This is a genomic window from Mycobacterium sp. TH-M116, from assembly GCF_057473685.1.
On sequence record NZ_JBYCLC010000024.1, the window covers coordinates 1 to 15,602 of the forward strand.

A 15,602-nucleotide genomic window follows, 5' to 3' on the forward strand; every position below is an offset into this window, starting at 1 on the left:
GAAGCCAACCCCTCCCACGCCGCCGCCGCCGACAACATCGGCGCCGACCCCGCACCGGCAAACATCCGCAACGAATTAACCTCCGGCGGCAACACCATGAAACTCATACGGTCCGTCCCTTCGGGTCCTCAAACCGCGGCTGCGCTTGCGCTGATCCTAAAGCACTGACTGGCCGCAATGCACGCATCGATTTTGGTCAAAAAACGGGAGCCGGCGCGGTGCGCTCAACGACGCATCGGCGAGCCCCCCCGAATACCAGGAATGCGAAGGCAGATCACTGCCAGACGGGCTACTGTGCGCGGCGCTGCGGCTCCGGCCCTTGCTGCTGCGGTTCCGGCGCTTGGCGCTGCGGTTCTGGGGCATCCATGGCCAGCCGCTCTCCCGGCTCCCGACTTTCCGCGGCCGCTGCCGGCTTTGGGGCCGAGATTGCCCCGGCCGGTGCCGCCGACTTGGACGCCGTGGCCAATGGCGCCAAAGGCGTTGCCGCAGCGGTTGTTTGCACGTCCTCGGTGGGCACTGTGGGAGCTTCCGCCGGAGGAACCGGCGCTTCTTCGAGCGGGGCCGTTGCGGCGCCCGCCACGGGCGATGCCCCGCCCGCCGCCGTCGACCGCTGTGCCGACGAAGCCATCATTGCGGCCATCCCGGCCGTTCCGATCAGGCCCGCACTTCCGCTGCCGGGATTCACGGCACCCGCGCTTCCGCTGCCGACGCTGTCGCTGCCGACAGTCGACCCACTGACGTCGCCGGTGCCCCCACCGACGACAGCGCCGTTGGTGTTCGCAGCAGCGGCGTTCGCGGCGGCCACACCGCCACCGGCAGCAGCTGCGCCGCCGGCGCCTCCGGCGTAGCCGACCGTCGCCGTTGCGGCTCCCGCGTCAGCGCCGCCGGCGCCACTTCCCGCGCCAACTCCGGCGCCACTTCCCGCGGCCACCCCGGCGCTGCCGGCGCCACCAGAACCAAGGGAGCTCAAGGCGCCACTGAGACCGCCGGCGGCCATCCCGCCGGCCGCCATCCCCGGGATGAACGGCAGGGCAGGCATGCTCGCCTGACCCGATGTCAGCTGCGCTGCCGCCACCGACGCCCCGCCGTGGTAGCCCACCATCGCCGCCACATCCTGGGCCCACATTTCGGCGTAGTTGAACTCGGTCTGTGCGATGGCGGGCCAATTCTGGCCGAACAAGTTCGACATCACCAGGTTCACCAGGCCGTTACGGTTGGCCTGAACGGCCAACGGGTGGACCACGGCCGTCAGGGCGGCCTCGAACTCGGTGGCCACCGCCTGAGCCTGAGCCGCCGCACTGGCCGCCTGAGACGCCGCGGCGCTCAACCACCCGGCGTAGGGTGCCGCCGCCGCCGCCATCGCCGACGCTGCGGCTCCCTGCCACGCCTGGCCCGCCAAGTTCGACGTCACCGACGCAAAGGACTGCGCGGCCGAGGCCAACTCGCTGGCCAGCCCGTTCCATGCCGCCGCGGCCTGCAGCATCGGAGCCGACCCCGCGCCGGAGTACATCAGCAGAGAATTGATCTCCGGCGGCAACGTCATGAAACTCATCGGACTCCCCTAATGACCGCTGGTGGTCGACACTACAAAGCTAGGCCAACCCGGGCGTGAAATCACCCGTTTTCCGGCATACGCGGACAACTCACGCCAGTGGGCTGGATCACACGAGCAAACTGCTGGCTATGTCAAGGCGAGGCAACAGCCCCGTTTTCTTGCTCGCGTTTGATCTCCAGAGCGATGTCGATGAGCTGGTCTTCCTGGCCGCCGATGAGTTTGCGTTGGCCGGCGCGGTGCAGGAGTTGGTGGGCGGGCACTCCGTAGCGTTCGGATTGGCGGACGGCGTGTTTGAGGAAGCTGGAGTAGACCCCGGAGTAGCCCATGATCAGGGCGTTGCGGTCCAGGACGCATTCGGCGGGCATGGCCGGGCGTACCACGTCTTCGGCGGCGTCGGCGATGTCGAAGAAGTCGATGCCGGTCTTGACCCCGATCTTGTCGAACACCCCGATCAGGGCCTCCACGGGCGCGTTGCCCGCGCCGGCCCCGAACCGGCGACACGAGCCGTCGATCTGTTTGGCGCCCGCGCGCACGGCCTCTACGGAGTTGGCAACCCCCAGGCCGAGGTTCTCATGGCCGTGGAAGCCGACCTGGGCGTCGTCGCCGAGTTCGGCGACCAGCGCGGCGACGCGGTCGCGGACCCCTTCGAGGACCAGGGCACCCGCCGAATCGACGACGTAGACGCACTGGCAGCCCGCGTCGGCCATGATGCGGGCCTGGGCGGCCAGCTTCTCCGGTGCGATGGTGTGGGCCATCATCAAGAATCCGACGGTTTCCAGGCCCAGGTCGCGGGCGAATCCGAAGTGCTGGATGGAGACGTCGGCCTCGGTGCAGTGGGTGGCGATGCGGCAGATGGACCCGCCGTTGTCCTGGGCCGCTTTGATGTCGTCTGTGGTGCCCACCCCGGGCAGCATCAAAAACGCGATCTTGGCCTCGGTGGCCGTCTGCGCGGCCAGTCTGATCAGTTCCTGTTCGGGGGTCTTGGACAAGCCGTAGTTCAGGCTCGACCCGCCCAGCCCGTCGCCGTGGGTGACTTCGATGACCGGCACCCCCGCGGCGTCCAGCGCCGCGACGATGGCACCGACTTCCTCTTTGGTGAACTGGTGGCGCTTGTGGTGTGAGCCGTCGCGCAGCGACGTGTCGGTCATCCGCACGTCCCAGATGGGGTTGAAGAAGATGTCGGTGCTCATGGCTGTGTTCCTCCCGCCGTCCCCGCAGCCGTCGCCGCCAGGGATTGTTGGGCGATCTGTTCGCCGACCTTGGTGGCCGCCGCGGTCATGATGTCGAGGTTGCCGGCATAGGGCGGCAGATAGTCCCCGGCACCCTCCACCTCGACGAACGTGGTGACCAGGGTCTGGCCACCGGAGTTCATCGACGGCTCGTCGAACTGCGGCTCGTTGAGCAGCCGGTAGCCGGGCACATAGGTCGCCACCTCGGTGACCATGTCGTGGATCGATGCGGCGATCGCGTCGCGGTCGGCGTCTTCGGGGATGGCGCAAAAGATGGTGTCGCGCATGATCATCGGCGGGTCCGCGGGGTTCAAGATGATGATCGCCTTACCCCGCGCGGCACCGCCGATGCTCTGCACACCCCTGCTGGTGGTCTTGGTGAACTCGTCGATGTTGGCCCGGGTGCCCGGCCCCGCTGACACCGAGGCCACCGACGCCACGATCTCGGCATAAGGCACCCCGCCCTGCTCGGCGACCGCACGCGAGACCGCGTAGACGATCGGGATCGTCGCCTGCCCCCCGCAGGTGATCATGTTGACGTTGGGCGCGCCCAGATGCTGGCGCAGATTCACGGGCGGGATCACCGCCGGACCGACCGCGGCCGGAGTCAAATCAATGGCCCGGATCCCGGCCTCGGCATAGCGGGGCGCGGCCGCCCGATGCACGTAGGCGCTGGTCGCCTCGAACACCAGGTCGGGCTTCTCCGACTGCGCCAAAAGCCAGTCCACCCCCTCATGGGTGGTCTCCAGCCCCAGCTTGCGGGCCCGGGCCAGGCCCTCGCTGGCCGGGTCGATGCCCACCATCCAGCGCGGTTCCAGCCAGTCCGACCGCAGCAGCTTGTAGAGCAGATCGGTGCTGATGTTGCCCGACCCGACAATCGCCACTTTCAAGGCCACACTCGCTTTAGACGGCACGTCAACGCTCCTGTTCGAATGACAACCTGACCGCACCCAGGCCGGTGAACTCGGCGACGAACTCGTCACCGGCACCCGCGTCGATCGCTCGCGTGCACGACCCGGGCAACACGACGTCACCTTTGCGCAGCCGCACCCCAAAGCTTTCCACCTTGCGGGCCAGCCACGCCACCGCGGTCACCGGATTTCCCAGCACCGCATCGCTGCGGCCCTCGGCGACCACCTCGCCGTTGCGCGTCAGCACCGCGTCGATCGCCGTGACGTCGAGTTCGCCCGGCGCTACCCGCGCCGCGCCCAGCACGAAACCCGCCGACGAGGCGTTGTCGGCGATCGTGTCGCACAACCCGATCTTCCAGTCGGTGATCCGGGTGTCGATCAGCTCGATCGACGGGACCAGAGCCTCGGTGGCCCCCAGCACGTCGTCCTCGGTGCAGCCGGCCCCCGGCAGGTCGGCTGCCAGGATGAAACCCACCTCGATCTCGACCCGCGGATACAGGTAGTTCCCGGCCTTGACCGCAGTGTCCTCGAAGACCTGCATCTCATCGAGCAGATGCCCGTAGTCCGGCTCGTCAACACCCATCATCTGCTGCATCGCAGGCGACGACAGCCCCACCTTGTGCCCCACCACCCGGGCACCCGCTGCGACCCGCCGACCGATGTTGATCAACTGAATCTCATAGGCATCCACCACATCCATCTCCGGATGCGACACCGTCAACGGCGCAATCGACTCACGATCCAACTCAGCGCGCCACAACCTCGCAGACAACTCCTCGCGCGTCGTAGCACTGAGCATTTACCGAAGTCCCCTCGTTCGTTTGACCGGGCCGGTAGCGCCCGGCCCGGGCAATTCTATAACGTGTTCTACATGACAGCGCAGGAGTTCGACGTCGTCGTGGTCGGAAGCGGCGGAGCCGGAATGGTAGCCGCCCTCACTGCCGCGCACCAGGGCCTGTCGACGGTAGTCGTCGAAAAGGCTTCTCACTTCGGCGGCTCCACCGCACGCTCAGGAGGAGGTGTGTGGATCCCCAACAACGAGGTCCTGCAGCGCTGCGGCGTGCGCGATACCCCCGAGGCGGCTCGCACCTACCTGCACGGGATCGTCGGCGACAAATCGACCAGCGGTGTCGAGCCCGAGCGGATCGACGCCTACCTCGACCGCGGACCCGAAATGCTCTCTTTCGTGCTGAAGCACACGCCACTGAAGATGTGTTGGGTGCCTGGATATTCCGACTATTACCCCGAAGCGCCGGGTGGACGCGCGGGTGGGCGTTCGATCGAACCCAAGCCGTTCGATGCCCGCAATCTCGGCGCCGACATGGCCGGGCTCGAGCCGGCTTACGGCAAGGTACCGCTGAACGTCGTGGTGATGCAGCAGGACTACGTGCGACTGAATCAGCTGAAACGCCACCCGCGTGGTGTGCTGCGCAGCATCAAGGTCGGAGCACGCACGATGTGGGCGAGGGCGACCGGGAAAAACCTGGTCGGAATGGGGCGGGCGCTGATCGGCCCCCTGCGGATCGGGCTTCGCCAGGCCGGCGTGCCGGTCGAGTTGAACACCGCGCTCACCGACCTCTGCGTCGAAGACGGCATGGTGCGCGGCATCTACGTGCGCGACGCCGACGCACCCGAAACGGCCGAAGCCCGGCTGATCCGGGCCCGGCGCGGCGTGATCCTGGCCTGCGGCGGATTCGAGCACAACGAACAAATGCGGATCAAATACCAGCGCGCGCCCATCAGCACCGAGTGGACTGTCGGCGCCCAGGCCAACACCGGAGACGGCATTGTGTCGGGCGAAAAACTCGGGGCAGCATTGGATTTGATGGAAGACGCCTGGTGGGGGCCGACCGTGCCGCTGGTCGGCGCACCGTGGTTCGCGCTGTCGGAGCGCAACTCGCCGGGTTCGATCATCGTCAACATGTCGGGCAAGCGGTTCATGAACGAATCGATGCCCTACGTCGAAGCCTGCCACCGCATGTACGGCGGGGAGTTCGGGCAGGGGCCCGGCCCCGGTGAGAACATTCCCGCGTGGCTGGTGTTCGACCAGCAGTACCGGAACCGGTATATTTTCGCGGGACTGCAGCCAGGGCAACGCATTCCGCGCAAGTGGCTGGATTCCGGCGTGATCGTCGCGGCCGACACCCTCGAGGGGTTGGCCGAGAAGGCCGGGCTGCCCGCAGCCGCCCTCGACGCCACGGTGGAACGCTTCAACGGCTTCGCGCGCTCAGGCGCGGACGCCGACTTCCACCGCGGGGAGAGCGCCTACGACAGGTACTACGGCGACCCGACCAACAAGCCCAACCCCAACCTCGGCGAGATCAGCCACCCGCCGTTCTACGCCGCCAAGATGGTTCCCGGCGACCTGGGAACCAAAGGCGGCATCCGCACCGACGTCCACGGCCGCGCGCTGCGCGACGACGGCACCATCATCGGAGGGCTTTACGCAGCAGGCAATGTCAGCGCCCCGGTGATGGGACACACCTATCCTGGTCCGGGTGGCACCATCGGCCCGGCCATGACCTTCGGGTACCTGGCTGCCCTGCATCTCGCGAAGGAACGCTGACATGCCCATCGACGTCGACGTCGCGCTGAACGCGGAGCTCGAACCTGTCGAATTCTCTTGGACCAGTAGCGATGTGCAGCTTTACCACCTCGCCCTGGGCGCCGGAACCGACCCTGTGGACCCTCGCGAGCTGCGCTACCTGGTGGACGACACGCCGCAGGTGCTACCGACTTTCGGCAATGTCGCGGCCACGTTCCACATGACCACCCCGCCGAGCGTGCGGTTCCCCGGCATCGACATCGAGCTGAGCAGGGTGCTGCACGCCAGCGAGCGGGTACAGGTGCCCGCGCCACTCGCGCCGTCGGGTTCGGCGCGCGCCGTGACCCGGCTCACCGACATCTGGGACAAGGGCAAGGCCGCGGTGATCTGGAGCGAGACCAAGGTCAGTTCGCCGGACGGCACGCTGTTGTGGACGCAGAAGCGGTCCATCTTCGCCCGCGGCGAGGGCGGATTCGGCGGTTCACGCGGACCGTCGGGTGCGGCCGGAACGACCGACCGGGCACCCGATCTCGAGGTCGCGATGCCGATCCTGCCCCAGCAGGCGCTGCTGTACCGGCTCTGCGGCGACCGCAACCCGCTGCACTCCGATCCGGAATTCGCTGTGGCTGCAGGGTTTCCGCGGCCCATCCTGCACGGCCTGTGCACTTATGGCATGACCTGCAAGACGATCGCCGACGCCCTGCTCGATGGTGACACCGGCGCGGTGGCGGCCTACGGTGCACGGTTTGCCGGTGTGGCCTTCCCCGGCGAGACGCTCAACGTCGCCATCTGGAAGGAAGACGGCCGCGTGGCCGCCAGTGTTGTCGCGCCCTCCCGCGACAACGCCGTCGTGCTCTCCGGCGTCGAGCTGATCCTCGCGTAGCAGGCCTATCCCCTCCCCCGAGCGTCACGCCAGCGTGACGCCGATCGTCGAGAGTCACGCTGGCGTGACGATCAGCGGGCCAGTGCAGCTCGGACCCGACGAACGATCTCGGCGGGCCGATCCCCGGCGATCACCCGGATGACGATCCAGCCGAGCCCATCGAGAAATTCGCGTCGCCGGATGTCCCAGTTGTATTGCCGCCGTTCGCGGCGGTGTTGCTCCCCGTCGTACTCGACCGCGACTTTGATTTCCTCCCAACCCATATCGAGATAGGCGACCACGTCGCCGAACTCGTCGTGCACTGCGATCTGCGTCTGCGGCCGCGGCAGTCCGGCGTTTACCAACAGCAGCCGCAGCCATGTTTCCTTGGGCGACTGCGCCCCCGCGTCCGCAAGAGACACAGCCTTGCGTGCCGAGTCGATTCCACGCCGACCTCGATAACGCTGAGCGAGCGCCTCGATATCGATGGCCTTCAGATCCGTGGCCCGCATCAGATCGTCGATCGCCGCCACCGATTCGCCGGTAGGGTACCAGCACCCCAAGTCAAGCGCTGTCCGCGCCGGCGTTGTCACTGGGACGCCATCCAGCACCGCGACCTCGTCGGCGTCGATACGAACGCTGTGTACTCGCAGCCCCGGAAGCGGGTTGCGATTGGTGTGGAGTATCTCGAACGGCGCCGCGGGATCAACCCAGGTAGCTCCGTGTAGCGCGGACGCCGAGCGCCCCGCAACAATCCCCTTGCGCTGTGACCACAGCCAACCTGCGCGGGCGCGAGCAAAGGGCGTCAGCTCGGCACCGAGCGCAATGTATACGTCGGGGAACAATCTGGTATACCCCGTTCGCAGTGCGCTTTTGACCAGGTATCCGCTCGCGACGGCCTCGCTGCCGACAAATGGCTCTGCCATGGCGGCAGCGTGGCACGAGCGTCGCCGAGCGTCACGTCAGCGCACGTGGTTATCCACAGGCTTCGCGCCAGCGTGACACTCGGCGTCGACAGGCACACTAGCGTGACGCTCGAAGCGTGAGGAAACCGCCGGGCCTCACCCCAGGATCAGGCCCGACGTCGGCACGCCCGTCCCCGCGGTGACGAGCACGTGCTCGACGTCGGGTACCGGGTTGACCGACGTCCCGCGTAGTTGCCGCACTCCCTCGGCTATCCCGTTCATGCCGTGGATGTATGCCTCGCCGAGCTGGCCCCCGTGCGTATTGATGGGCAGCCGGCCGCCCACCTCTATCGCGCCATCGGCGATGAAATCCTTGGCTTCGCCCTTGCCGCAGAAACCCAACTCCTCCAACTGGATCAGGGTGAAGGGCGTGAAGTGGTCGTAGATGACCGCGGTCTGGATGTCCGACGGTTTGAGCCCGGACTGCTGCCACAGCTGCCGGCCCACGACGCCCATCTCGGGCAGACCGAGTTCGGGGCGGTAGTAGCTGACCATCGTGTACTGGTCCGGGCTGGAGCCCTGCGACGCCGCCTCGATCACCGCCGCCCGCTGCTTGAGGTCACGTGCGCGCTCCACCGATGTCACCACGATCGCCACCGCCCCGTCGGTCTCCTGACAGCAGTCCAGCAACCGCAACGGCTCGGCGATCCACCGCGAATTCTGATGTTCCTCAATCGTTATCGGCTTCTCATAGAAGTAGGCCTTCGGGTTCTTGGCGGCGTGCTTGCGATCGGCCACCGAGATCGCGCCGAAGTCGCGGCTGGTGGCACCCGAGGAGTGCATGTAGCGCTGGGCGATCATCGCCACCTGCGCGGCCGGCGTCGACAGCCCGTGGGGATAGGAGAAAGAATTGTCCGCCGCCGTCGAATCCGCCTGCGCCCCAGCATCTCCCACCAGACGAGTCTGCACCTGCCCGAAACGCATGCCCGAACGCTCGTTGAACGCGCGGTACGCGACCACGACATCGGCGACCCCGGTCGCGACGGCGATCGCGGCCTGCTGGACGGTCGCGCACGCGGCGCCGCCGCCGTAACCGATCTGGGAGAAGAACTTCAGGTCACCGATGCCGACGGCACGCGCGACCGCGGTCTCGTTGTTGGTGTCCATCGTGAAGGTGGTCAGCCCGTCGACGTCCGACGGTGAAAGACCGGCATCGTCCAGCGCGTCCAGCACCGCCTCGGCCGCCAGCCTCAGCTCGCTTCGGCCCGAGTTCTTCGAGAAGTCGGTGGCACCGATGCCGGCAATCGCCGCTTTACCGGACAGCATCAGGAACCACCCATCGTCAGAGTCACCGTTGCGATGACATGATCGCCAAGGCTGTTGCGGCCCAACACCTTCACGGTGATCATACTGTCTTCGATCGCGGTCACCTCACCGGAGAACGTCACCGTGTCGTAGGCATACCACGGAACCCCCAGCCGTAGCCCGATCGACTTGATCAGCGCCGACGGACCGGCCCAGTCGGTGACGTAGCGCTGTACCAGACCGGTGTCGGTGAGGATGTTGACGAAGATGTCCTTGGACCCCTTGGCCTGCGCCTTGTCGCGGTCGTGGTGCACGTCCTGAAAATCCCGGGTGGCCAGCGCCGTGGAGATGATGAACGTCGGGTCGCCGTAGAGCTTGAGTTCGGGCAGCGTCGTGCCCACCTCGATCACGGGTGCGCTCATGCTCCGGCCCCCACGGGCTCCCAGGCATAAAGCGTCCACTCCGGCCCGGTGGCACCGGCGGGGAAATCCATATAAGTGGCGCACACTGGCATGCCGATCTTCACCTTCGCGGGGTCCACCCCACGCAACTCGCCCAGCATGCGCACGCCTTCCTCGAGTTCCACCAACGCGATGACGAACGGCAGCGTGCGGCCCGGGACCTTCGGCGCGTGATGCACGACGAAGCTGAACACCGTGCCGCGACCGCTGGCCACCGCGTAGTCGATGGGCTGGAACTTGTCCTGCCACACTGCCGGCACCGGCGGGTGCTGCAGGCTCCCGTCCGGTCGCCGCTGGATCCGCAGCTCGTGCGCCTTGACGCCCTCCCAGAAGAAGGCGGTGTCGCGCGAGGACGAGGGGCGCATCATGGCGTCGGGGTCGAGGTCTTCCGGAACCGCGGACGACGCGGCCGACTCCTCGCGCGGCCTGAACTTCAGGATTCGCCAGTTCATCTCGGCGACGTCCTCGTCGCCTACCCGCCAGATGATGTGCTGGTTGACGAAGAAACCCTCGCCCAGCGCAGTCTGCTTGGGCCCCACCACCTCACCCATCTCGGAGGTGATGGCGATCTGCTCACCGGGCCGCAGATACCGGTGATAGGTCTGCTCGCAGTTCGTGGCGACGACGCCGATGTACCCGGCGTCGTCGAAAAGAGTCATGATGGGCCCCAGCGGATCGTCCTTGGGGCGCTCACCGCCCAGTCCGAACATCGTCCACACCTGAATCATGGCCGGCGGGGCGACGATTCCCGGGTGGCCGGCCGCCCGGGCCGCGGCCTCGTCGACGTAGATGGGGTTGCGGTCGCCGATTGCCTCCACCCAGTTGTTGACCATCGGCTGGTTCACCGGGTCGCGCCCGACGCGGGGCTTGGGGGCGCCGGCCGCCTTGATCTCGGCAACGGCTTCGTGGATATCGGTCATCTGGGCACCCTCGGCACCTTGAGGCCGGCGGCCGCGATCATCTCTCGCATGACTTCGTTCACTCCTCCACCGAAGGTGATCACCAGGTTGCGCTTTGTCTGGGAGTCGAGCCATCCGAGTAGCTCGGCGGTCTCCGGGTCGGCCGGGTTGCCGTATTTGCCGACGATCTCTTCAGCGAGCCGGCCGACGTACTGAATACGTTCGGTGCCGAAGACTTTCGTCGATGCGGCATCCGCCACGTTGATGTCCTCGCCGGCGGCAGCCACCTGCCAGTTGAGCAGTTCGTTGACCCGCCAGACCGAGTAGATCTCACCGAGCGCGCGTTTGACGTCCGCGTGGTCGATCGGCGTGACGCCGTCGCTGCCGGGCTTGGACGCCCACGCGTGCACTCGATCGTAGATGCCCGCGGTCCGTCCCGCCGGGCCCAGCATCACCCGCTCGTTGTTCAGCTGGGTCGTGATCAGCCGCCACCCGCCGTTCTCCTCGCCGACCAGCATCTCGGCAGGAACGCGCACGTCGTTGTAGTACGTGGCGTTGGTGTGGTGGGCGCCGTCGGACAGGATGACCGGCGTCCACGAAAAACCGGGATCCTTTGTGTCGACGATCAGGATCGAAATACCCTTGTGCTTCACGGCGTCCGGATCCGTACGGCAGGCCAGCCAGATGTAGTCGGCGTCGTGACCGCCGGTGGTCCACATCTTCTGGCCGTTGACGATGTATTCGTCGCCCTGGCGTACGGCGGTGGTCCGCAGCGATGCCAGGTCCGTCCCCGCCTCGGGCTCGCTGTAGCCGATCGCGAAGTGCACCTCACCGGCCAGGATCGCCGGGAGGAACTTCTGCTTCTGCAGCTCGCTGCCGAACTGTTGCAGGGTCGGGCCGACCGTCTGCAACGTCACCGCGGGCAGCGGCACGTCGGCGCGGTGCGCCTCGTTGACGAAGATCGACTGCTCGATCGGGCCGAAGCCCAGGCCGCCGTACTCCTTGGGCCACCCGACCCCGAGCTTGCCGTCCCGGCCCATGCGGCGGATCACCGCACGGTAAGCCTCGTTGTGCCGGTTCTGCTCCATCGCCTTCATCTCGTCGGAGGAGATGAGGTTCGAGAAGTAGTGCCGCAGCTCGGCTTGCAGCTGGCGCTGCTCGGGGGTCAGATCGATGAACATTGCGCTCCGCTCGGGTTGTCTCGGTGGCGATGCGCAGCGCCCGGCGTCGCCGCGCCTGCGATCGCCACCAGTTCGAGGCGATGAGATGGCCCGCCCAGCAGACGGGTCAGGTCCTTGATCGTGGAGTAGTACCGGTGCATCGGATAGGTGATGTCCATGCCCATGCCGCCGTGCAGGTGGTGACAGGTCTGCATCATCGGCGGCGCCTGCGAGGTGATCCAGTAGCCCAAGACGTCCAGGTCGTCAACGGCGTCCCGGCCCTCCGAGAGCCGCCACACGACCGACTTCGCCACCAGATCGATGGTGCGCGAGGCGATGTAGACCTCCGAGAGCTGCGCCGCCACGGTCTGGAAGGTGGACAGCGGCTTGCCGAACTGCTTGCGGTTGGCCACGTAGTCCGCGGTGAGGCGCAGCGCCCCGGCCACCAAACCGTCGGCGTACGCGCCGATCATCGCCAGCGCGAGCTGGTTGACCCGGGGCGCGCGGGCATTCGCCAGCACCCCGGAGCTCTCTACCGCAACGTCGTCGAACGTGACCGTGTACTCGTCCGAACCACTCGACGTCGGGGTGCGCACCAACCCGACACCGTCGGACTGCGGCGATACCACCGCGACCCCGGCGTCGGCCGTCACGACCATCCAATCGGCCTGCTCGGCATACGGCACAGCGACTTTAGTGCCCGACAGCCGCCCGGCCGCCAGGGTGACGCCGGGCCGGTCCGGCAGCGCAGCGCCGGGCTCGTTGAGCGCGGCCGTCAGCACGCCGCCCTTGGCCACCGCACCCAGAAAGCGGTCCTGCTGTTCCTCGGAGGCGAGGTCGAGCAGCGGCACCACGCCCAGGCCCAGCGTCGCCGGCGCCGGCGTGATGGCGCCGCGGCGGCCCACTTCGGTCAGCACCGTGGCGACCTCGGGCAGACCCACACCGTCGCCGCCGAGACGTTCGGGCACCGGAAGCGCCGGCACACCCCCGTCGACCAAGGCCTTCCACGAAAGATCCCGTTCCAGAACGGATGTGACCACGTCGGCGACAGCCTGCTGCGTCGCGGTGAGATCGAAGTCCATCAGTGGCTCACCGGGCACTGACCCGTGTAGTCGACCTGCCAGTGTTTGATGCCGTTGAGCCAGCCAGAGCGCAGCCGCTCGGGTTCGGCAATCGGCTTCAGGTCCGGCATGTGGTCGGCGACTGCGTTGAAGATCAGGCTGATCGTCATCTTGGCCAGGTTCGCGCCGACGCAGTAGTGCGCGCCGGTGCCACCGAAACCGACGTGCGGGTTGGGGTTTCGCATGATGTTGAAGCTGAACGGATCCTGGAAAACCTCTTCGTCGAAGTTGGCCGACCGGTAGAACATCACCACCCGCTGGCCTTTCTTGATCTGCACCCCGGACAGCTCGTAGTCCTCCAGGGCGGTGCGCTGGAACGCGGTGACCGGGGTCGCCCAGCGCACGATCTCGTCGGGCGCGGTCTCGGGCCGTTCCCTCTTGAACAACTCCCACTGCTCCGGGTTCTGCGAGAACGCGATCATGCCGTGCGTGATGGAGTTCCGAGTGGTCTCGTTGCCGGCAACCGCGAGCATCATGACGAAGAACCCGAACTCGTCGTCGGAGAGCTTCTCACCCTCGATGTCGGCCTGGATCAGCTTGGTGACGATGTCGTCGCCGGGGTTTGCGCCCCGCTCCTCGGCCATCTTCATGGCGTACGCGATGATCTCGGCTGACGACGTCGCCGGGTCGACGTGGGCGAACTCGGGATCCTGGTTGCCGGTCATCTCGTTGGACCAGCGGAAGATCTTGTCGCGGTCCTCCTGCGGCACGCCCAGCAGACCGGCGATCGCCTGCAGCGGCAGCTCGCAGGAGACCTGCTCGACGAAGTCTCCCGAGCCCGCCGCCGCGGCCGTCTTGGCGATGTTCTGCGCGCGGCTGTCCAGCTCGTCGCGAAGCCGTCCGATGGCGCGCGGGGTGAAGCCACGGGAGATGATCTTGCGCAACCGGGTGTGGTGCGGGGCGTCCATGTTGAGCATGACGAGTCGCTGCAAGTCGATCTGCTCGCGCGTCATCTCCTGCGGCCAGACCGGGATGGCGCAGTCCTGCTGGCTGGAGAAGATGTCGCTGCGCAGCGAGATCTCCTTGACGTCCCGGTGCTTGGTGATCACCCAGTAGCCCTTGTCGCCGAAGCCCCCGGTCCCGCCCGGAACGTCCAGCCAGTAGATCGGCTGGGATTTACGCAGCTCGGCCAGTTCCGCGACCGGCAGGCCTTTGAGATTTCTGTCCGGATCGAGAAAGTCGAATCCGGGCGGAAGGTGGGGGCTAGGCACGCTGTTTCTCCTCACTGCTCGTGCATATGCTGTTCCTGCGACTGGCGATCCAGGGCACTAGCTCTCCTAGTGGAGCTCTGCTGCCAGTAAAACACGCCTCCACCGCAGAAAAAAGGCGCGGCAGTATCCTCGCTTGTCATAGTAATGAAACGTGTTCTAGCCTGGCCCCATGGGTAACCCGGTAATCGTCGAAGCCACCCGCAGCCCCATCGGGAAACGCGCTGGCTGGCTGTCAGGACTGCACGCCACCGAGCTGCTGGGGGCGGTGCAGAAGGCAGTCGTGGAGAAGGCCGGCATCTCGTCTGGTTTTCAAGCCGGCGACGTCGAACAGGCCATCGGCGGCTGCGTGACCCAGTACGGCGAGCAGTCGAACAACATCACCCGGGTGAGCTGGCTGGCCGCCGGGCTGCCGGAGCATGTCGGCGCCGCGACCGTGGACTGCCAGTGCGGGAGCAGCCAGCAGGCCAACCACCTGATCGCCGGGCTGATCGCGGTCGGCGCCATCGACATCGGCATCGCGTGCGGGATCGAGGCGATGAGCCGCGTCGGACTGGGGGCCAATGCCGGGCCCGACCGCACCATCCTGCGGCCCGAGTCGTGGGACATCGACCTGCCCGACCAGTTCACCGCGGCCGAGCGAATCGCCAAGCGCCGTGGCATCACCCGCGAAGACATCGACCAGTTCGGTTTCGAGTCCCAGGCCAAGGCCAAGCAGGCCTGGGACGAGGGCCGCTTCGACCGCGAGATCTCCCCGATCGTGGCGCCGGCGCTCGACGAGAACAAGCAGCCGACCTCGGAGCGCGTGACCATCTCCCGCGACCAGGGCCTGCGCGACACCACGCTGTCGGGCCTGAGCTCGCTCAAGCCGGTCCTGGAGGGCGGGATCCACACGGCGGGAACGTCGTCGCAGATCTCCGACGGCGCGGCGGCCGTTCTCTGGATGGACGAGGACAAGGCCAAGGCGCTGGGCCTGCGCCCCCGGGCCCGGATCGTCAGCCAGGCGCTGGTCGGTGCGGAGGCCTACTACCATCTGGACGGCCCGGTGCAGTCGACGGCGAAGGTGCTGGAGAAGGCCGGGATGAAGATGGGCGACATCGACATCGTCGAGATCAACGAGGCGTTCGCGTCGGTGGTGCTGTCGTGGGCCCGGGTGCACGAGCCCGACATGGCCCGGGTCAACGTCAACGGCGGCGCGATCGCGTTGGGCCACCCGGTCGGCTGCACCGGCAGCCGGCTGATCACCACCGCCCTGCACGAACTGGAGCGCACCGACCAGAGCACCGCGCTGATCACCATGTGCGCCGGCGGCGCCCTGTCCACCGGCACCATCATCGAGCGCATCTAGGGCGTGTCTCCCGATTTGTTGCTTCCTACGCGGGAATGGATTACGGCGCAGGCTAACAGGACACCACCGAGGTAGGTTAGGGCGTATTTGTCG

At 67.0% G+C, this 15,602-nt stretch carries 15 protein-coding genes and 1 pseudogene; 3 read left to right on the top strand and 13 right to left on the bottom strand.

Annotation, left to right across the window (positions count from 1 at the left end):
* The 5 genes from AC2VOK_RS00865 to AC2VOK_RS00885 form a co-directional block, all read right to left on the bottom strand.
* Window positions 1-107, bottom strand: a 107-nt coding sequence (locus AC2VOK_RS00865; RefSeq protein WP_428898801.1) for a PPE domain-containing protein, incomplete at its 3' end; no start/stop codon positions are given.
* Window positions 108-289: 182 nt separating this feature from the next.
* Window positions 290-1,552: a PPE family protein gene (locus tag AC2VOK_RS00870; RefSeq protein WP_428898787.1), complete on the bottom strand. Its 1,263-nt coding sequence runs from the start codon at window positions 1,550-1,552 to the stop codon at window positions 290-292.
* A gap of 134 nt (window positions 1,553-1,686) precedes the next feature.
* On the bottom strand, window positions 1,687-2,745 hold the full coding sequence (dmpG, locus tag AC2VOK_RS00875) for a 4-hydroxy-2-oxovalerate aldolase (RefSeq protein ID WP_428898788.1): 1,059 nt from the start codon (window positions 2,743-2,745) through the stop codon (window positions 1,687-1,689).
* Complete coding sequence (locus AC2VOK_RS00880) at window positions 2,742-3,698, bottom strand: acetaldehyde dehydrogenase (acetylating) (RefSeq protein ID WP_428898789.1); 957 nt, start codon at window positions 3,696-3,698, stop codon at window positions 2,742-2,744. The genes dmpG and AC2VOK_RS00880 overlap by 4 nt, the downstream gene beginning before the upstream one ends.
* Before the next feature lies 1 nt (window position 3,699).
* Window positions 3,700-4,494, bottom strand: a complete 795-nt coding sequence (locus AC2VOK_RS00885) for a 2-keto-4-pentenoate hydratase (RefSeq protein ID WP_428898790.1) — start codon at window positions 4,492-4,494, stop codon at window positions 3,700-3,702.
* Between the two features lie 72 nt (window positions 4,495-4,566).
* Between AC2VOK_RS00885 and kstD the strand changes: the two genes are divergently transcribed.
* Both kstD and AC2VOK_RS00895 read left to right on the top strand, forming a co-directional pair.
* Complete coding sequence (gene kstD, locus AC2VOK_RS00890) at window positions 4,567-6,261, top strand: 3-oxosteroid 1-dehydrogenase (RefSeq protein ID WP_428898791.1); 1,695 nt, start codon at window positions 4,567-4,569, stop codon at window positions 6,259-6,261.
* 1 nt (window position 6,262) lies between these two features.
* Window positions 6,263-7,123: a MaoC family dehydratase gene (locus AC2VOK_RS00895; protein ID WP_428898792.1), complete on the top strand. Its 861-nt coding sequence runs from the start codon at window positions 6,263-6,265 to the stop codon at window positions 7,121-7,123.
* A gap of 71 nt (window positions 7,124-7,194) precedes the next feature.
* On the opposite strand, the gene AC2VOK_RS00900 is transcribed toward AC2VOK_RS00895, so the two are convergent.
* From AC2VOK_RS00900 to AC2VOK_RS00930, 7 genes are all read right to left on the bottom strand, one after another.
* Window positions 7,195-8,028, bottom strand: a complete 834-nt coding sequence (locus tag AC2VOK_RS00900; protein WP_428898793.1) for a DUF559 domain-containing protein — start codon at window positions 8,026-8,028, stop codon at window positions 7,195-7,197.
* A 135-nt stretch (window positions 8,029-8,163) separates the two neighbouring features.
* Window positions 8,164-9,333, bottom strand: coding sequence for a lipid-transfer protein (locus AC2VOK_RS00905; protein ID WP_428898794.1), 1,170 nt, complete (start codon window positions 9,331-9,333; stop codon window positions 8,164-8,166).
* On the bottom strand, window positions 9,333-9,734 hold the full coding sequence (locus AC2VOK_RS00910) for a MaoC family dehydratase (protein ID WP_428898795.1): 402 nt from the start codon (window positions 9,732-9,734) through the stop codon (window positions 9,333-9,335). The genes AC2VOK_RS00905 and AC2VOK_RS00910 overlap by 1 nt, the downstream gene beginning before the upstream one ends.
* On the bottom strand, window positions 9,731-10,693 hold the full coding sequence (locus AC2VOK_RS00915; protein WP_428898796.1) for a bifunctional MaoC family dehydratase N-terminal/OB-fold nucleic acid binding domain-containing protein: 963 nt from the start codon (window positions 10,691-10,693) through the stop codon (window positions 9,731-9,733). The genes AC2VOK_RS00910 and AC2VOK_RS00915 overlap by 4 nt, the downstream gene beginning before the upstream one ends.
* Window positions 10,690-11,853: an acyl-CoA dehydrogenase FadE29 gene (gene fadE29, locus AC2VOK_RS00920; RefSeq protein ID WP_428898797.1), complete on the bottom strand. Its 1,164-nt coding sequence runs from the start codon at window positions 11,851-11,853 to the stop codon at window positions 10,690-10,692. Before fadE29 ends, AC2VOK_RS00915 begins: the two co-directional genes overlap by 4 nt.
* Window positions 11,838-12,914, bottom strand: a complete 1,077-nt coding sequence (locus AC2VOK_RS00925; RefSeq protein WP_428898798.1) for an acyl-CoA dehydrogenase family protein — start codon at window positions 12,912-12,914, stop codon at window positions 11,838-11,840. Before AC2VOK_RS00925 ends, fadE29 begins: the two co-directional genes overlap by 16 nt.
* A complete protein-coding gene (locus AC2VOK_RS00930) occupies window positions 12,914-14,164 on the bottom strand; it encodes a cytochrome P450 (protein WP_428898799.1) in 1,251 nt (416 codons plus the stop codon). The genes AC2VOK_RS00925 and AC2VOK_RS00930 overlap by 1 nt, the downstream gene beginning before the upstream one ends.
* Window positions 14,165-14,333: 169 nt before the next feature.
* On the opposite strand from AC2VOK_RS00930, the gene AC2VOK_RS00935 reads away from it, so the two are divergent.
* Window positions 14,334-15,509, top strand: a complete 1,176-nt coding sequence (locus tag AC2VOK_RS00935; protein ID WP_428898800.1) for a steroid 3-ketoacyl-CoA thiolase — start codon at window positions 14,334-14,336, stop codon at window positions 15,507-15,509.
* Here the strand turns inward: AC2VOK_RS00935 and AC2VOK_RS00940 are convergent.
* A pseudogene (locus AC2VOK_RS00940) lies at window positions 15,506-15,602 on the bottom strand (IS5 family transposase); the annotation flags it as partial. The gene AC2VOK_RS00935 and the pseudogene AC2VOK_RS00940 sit on opposite strands and share 4 nt — an antisense overlap.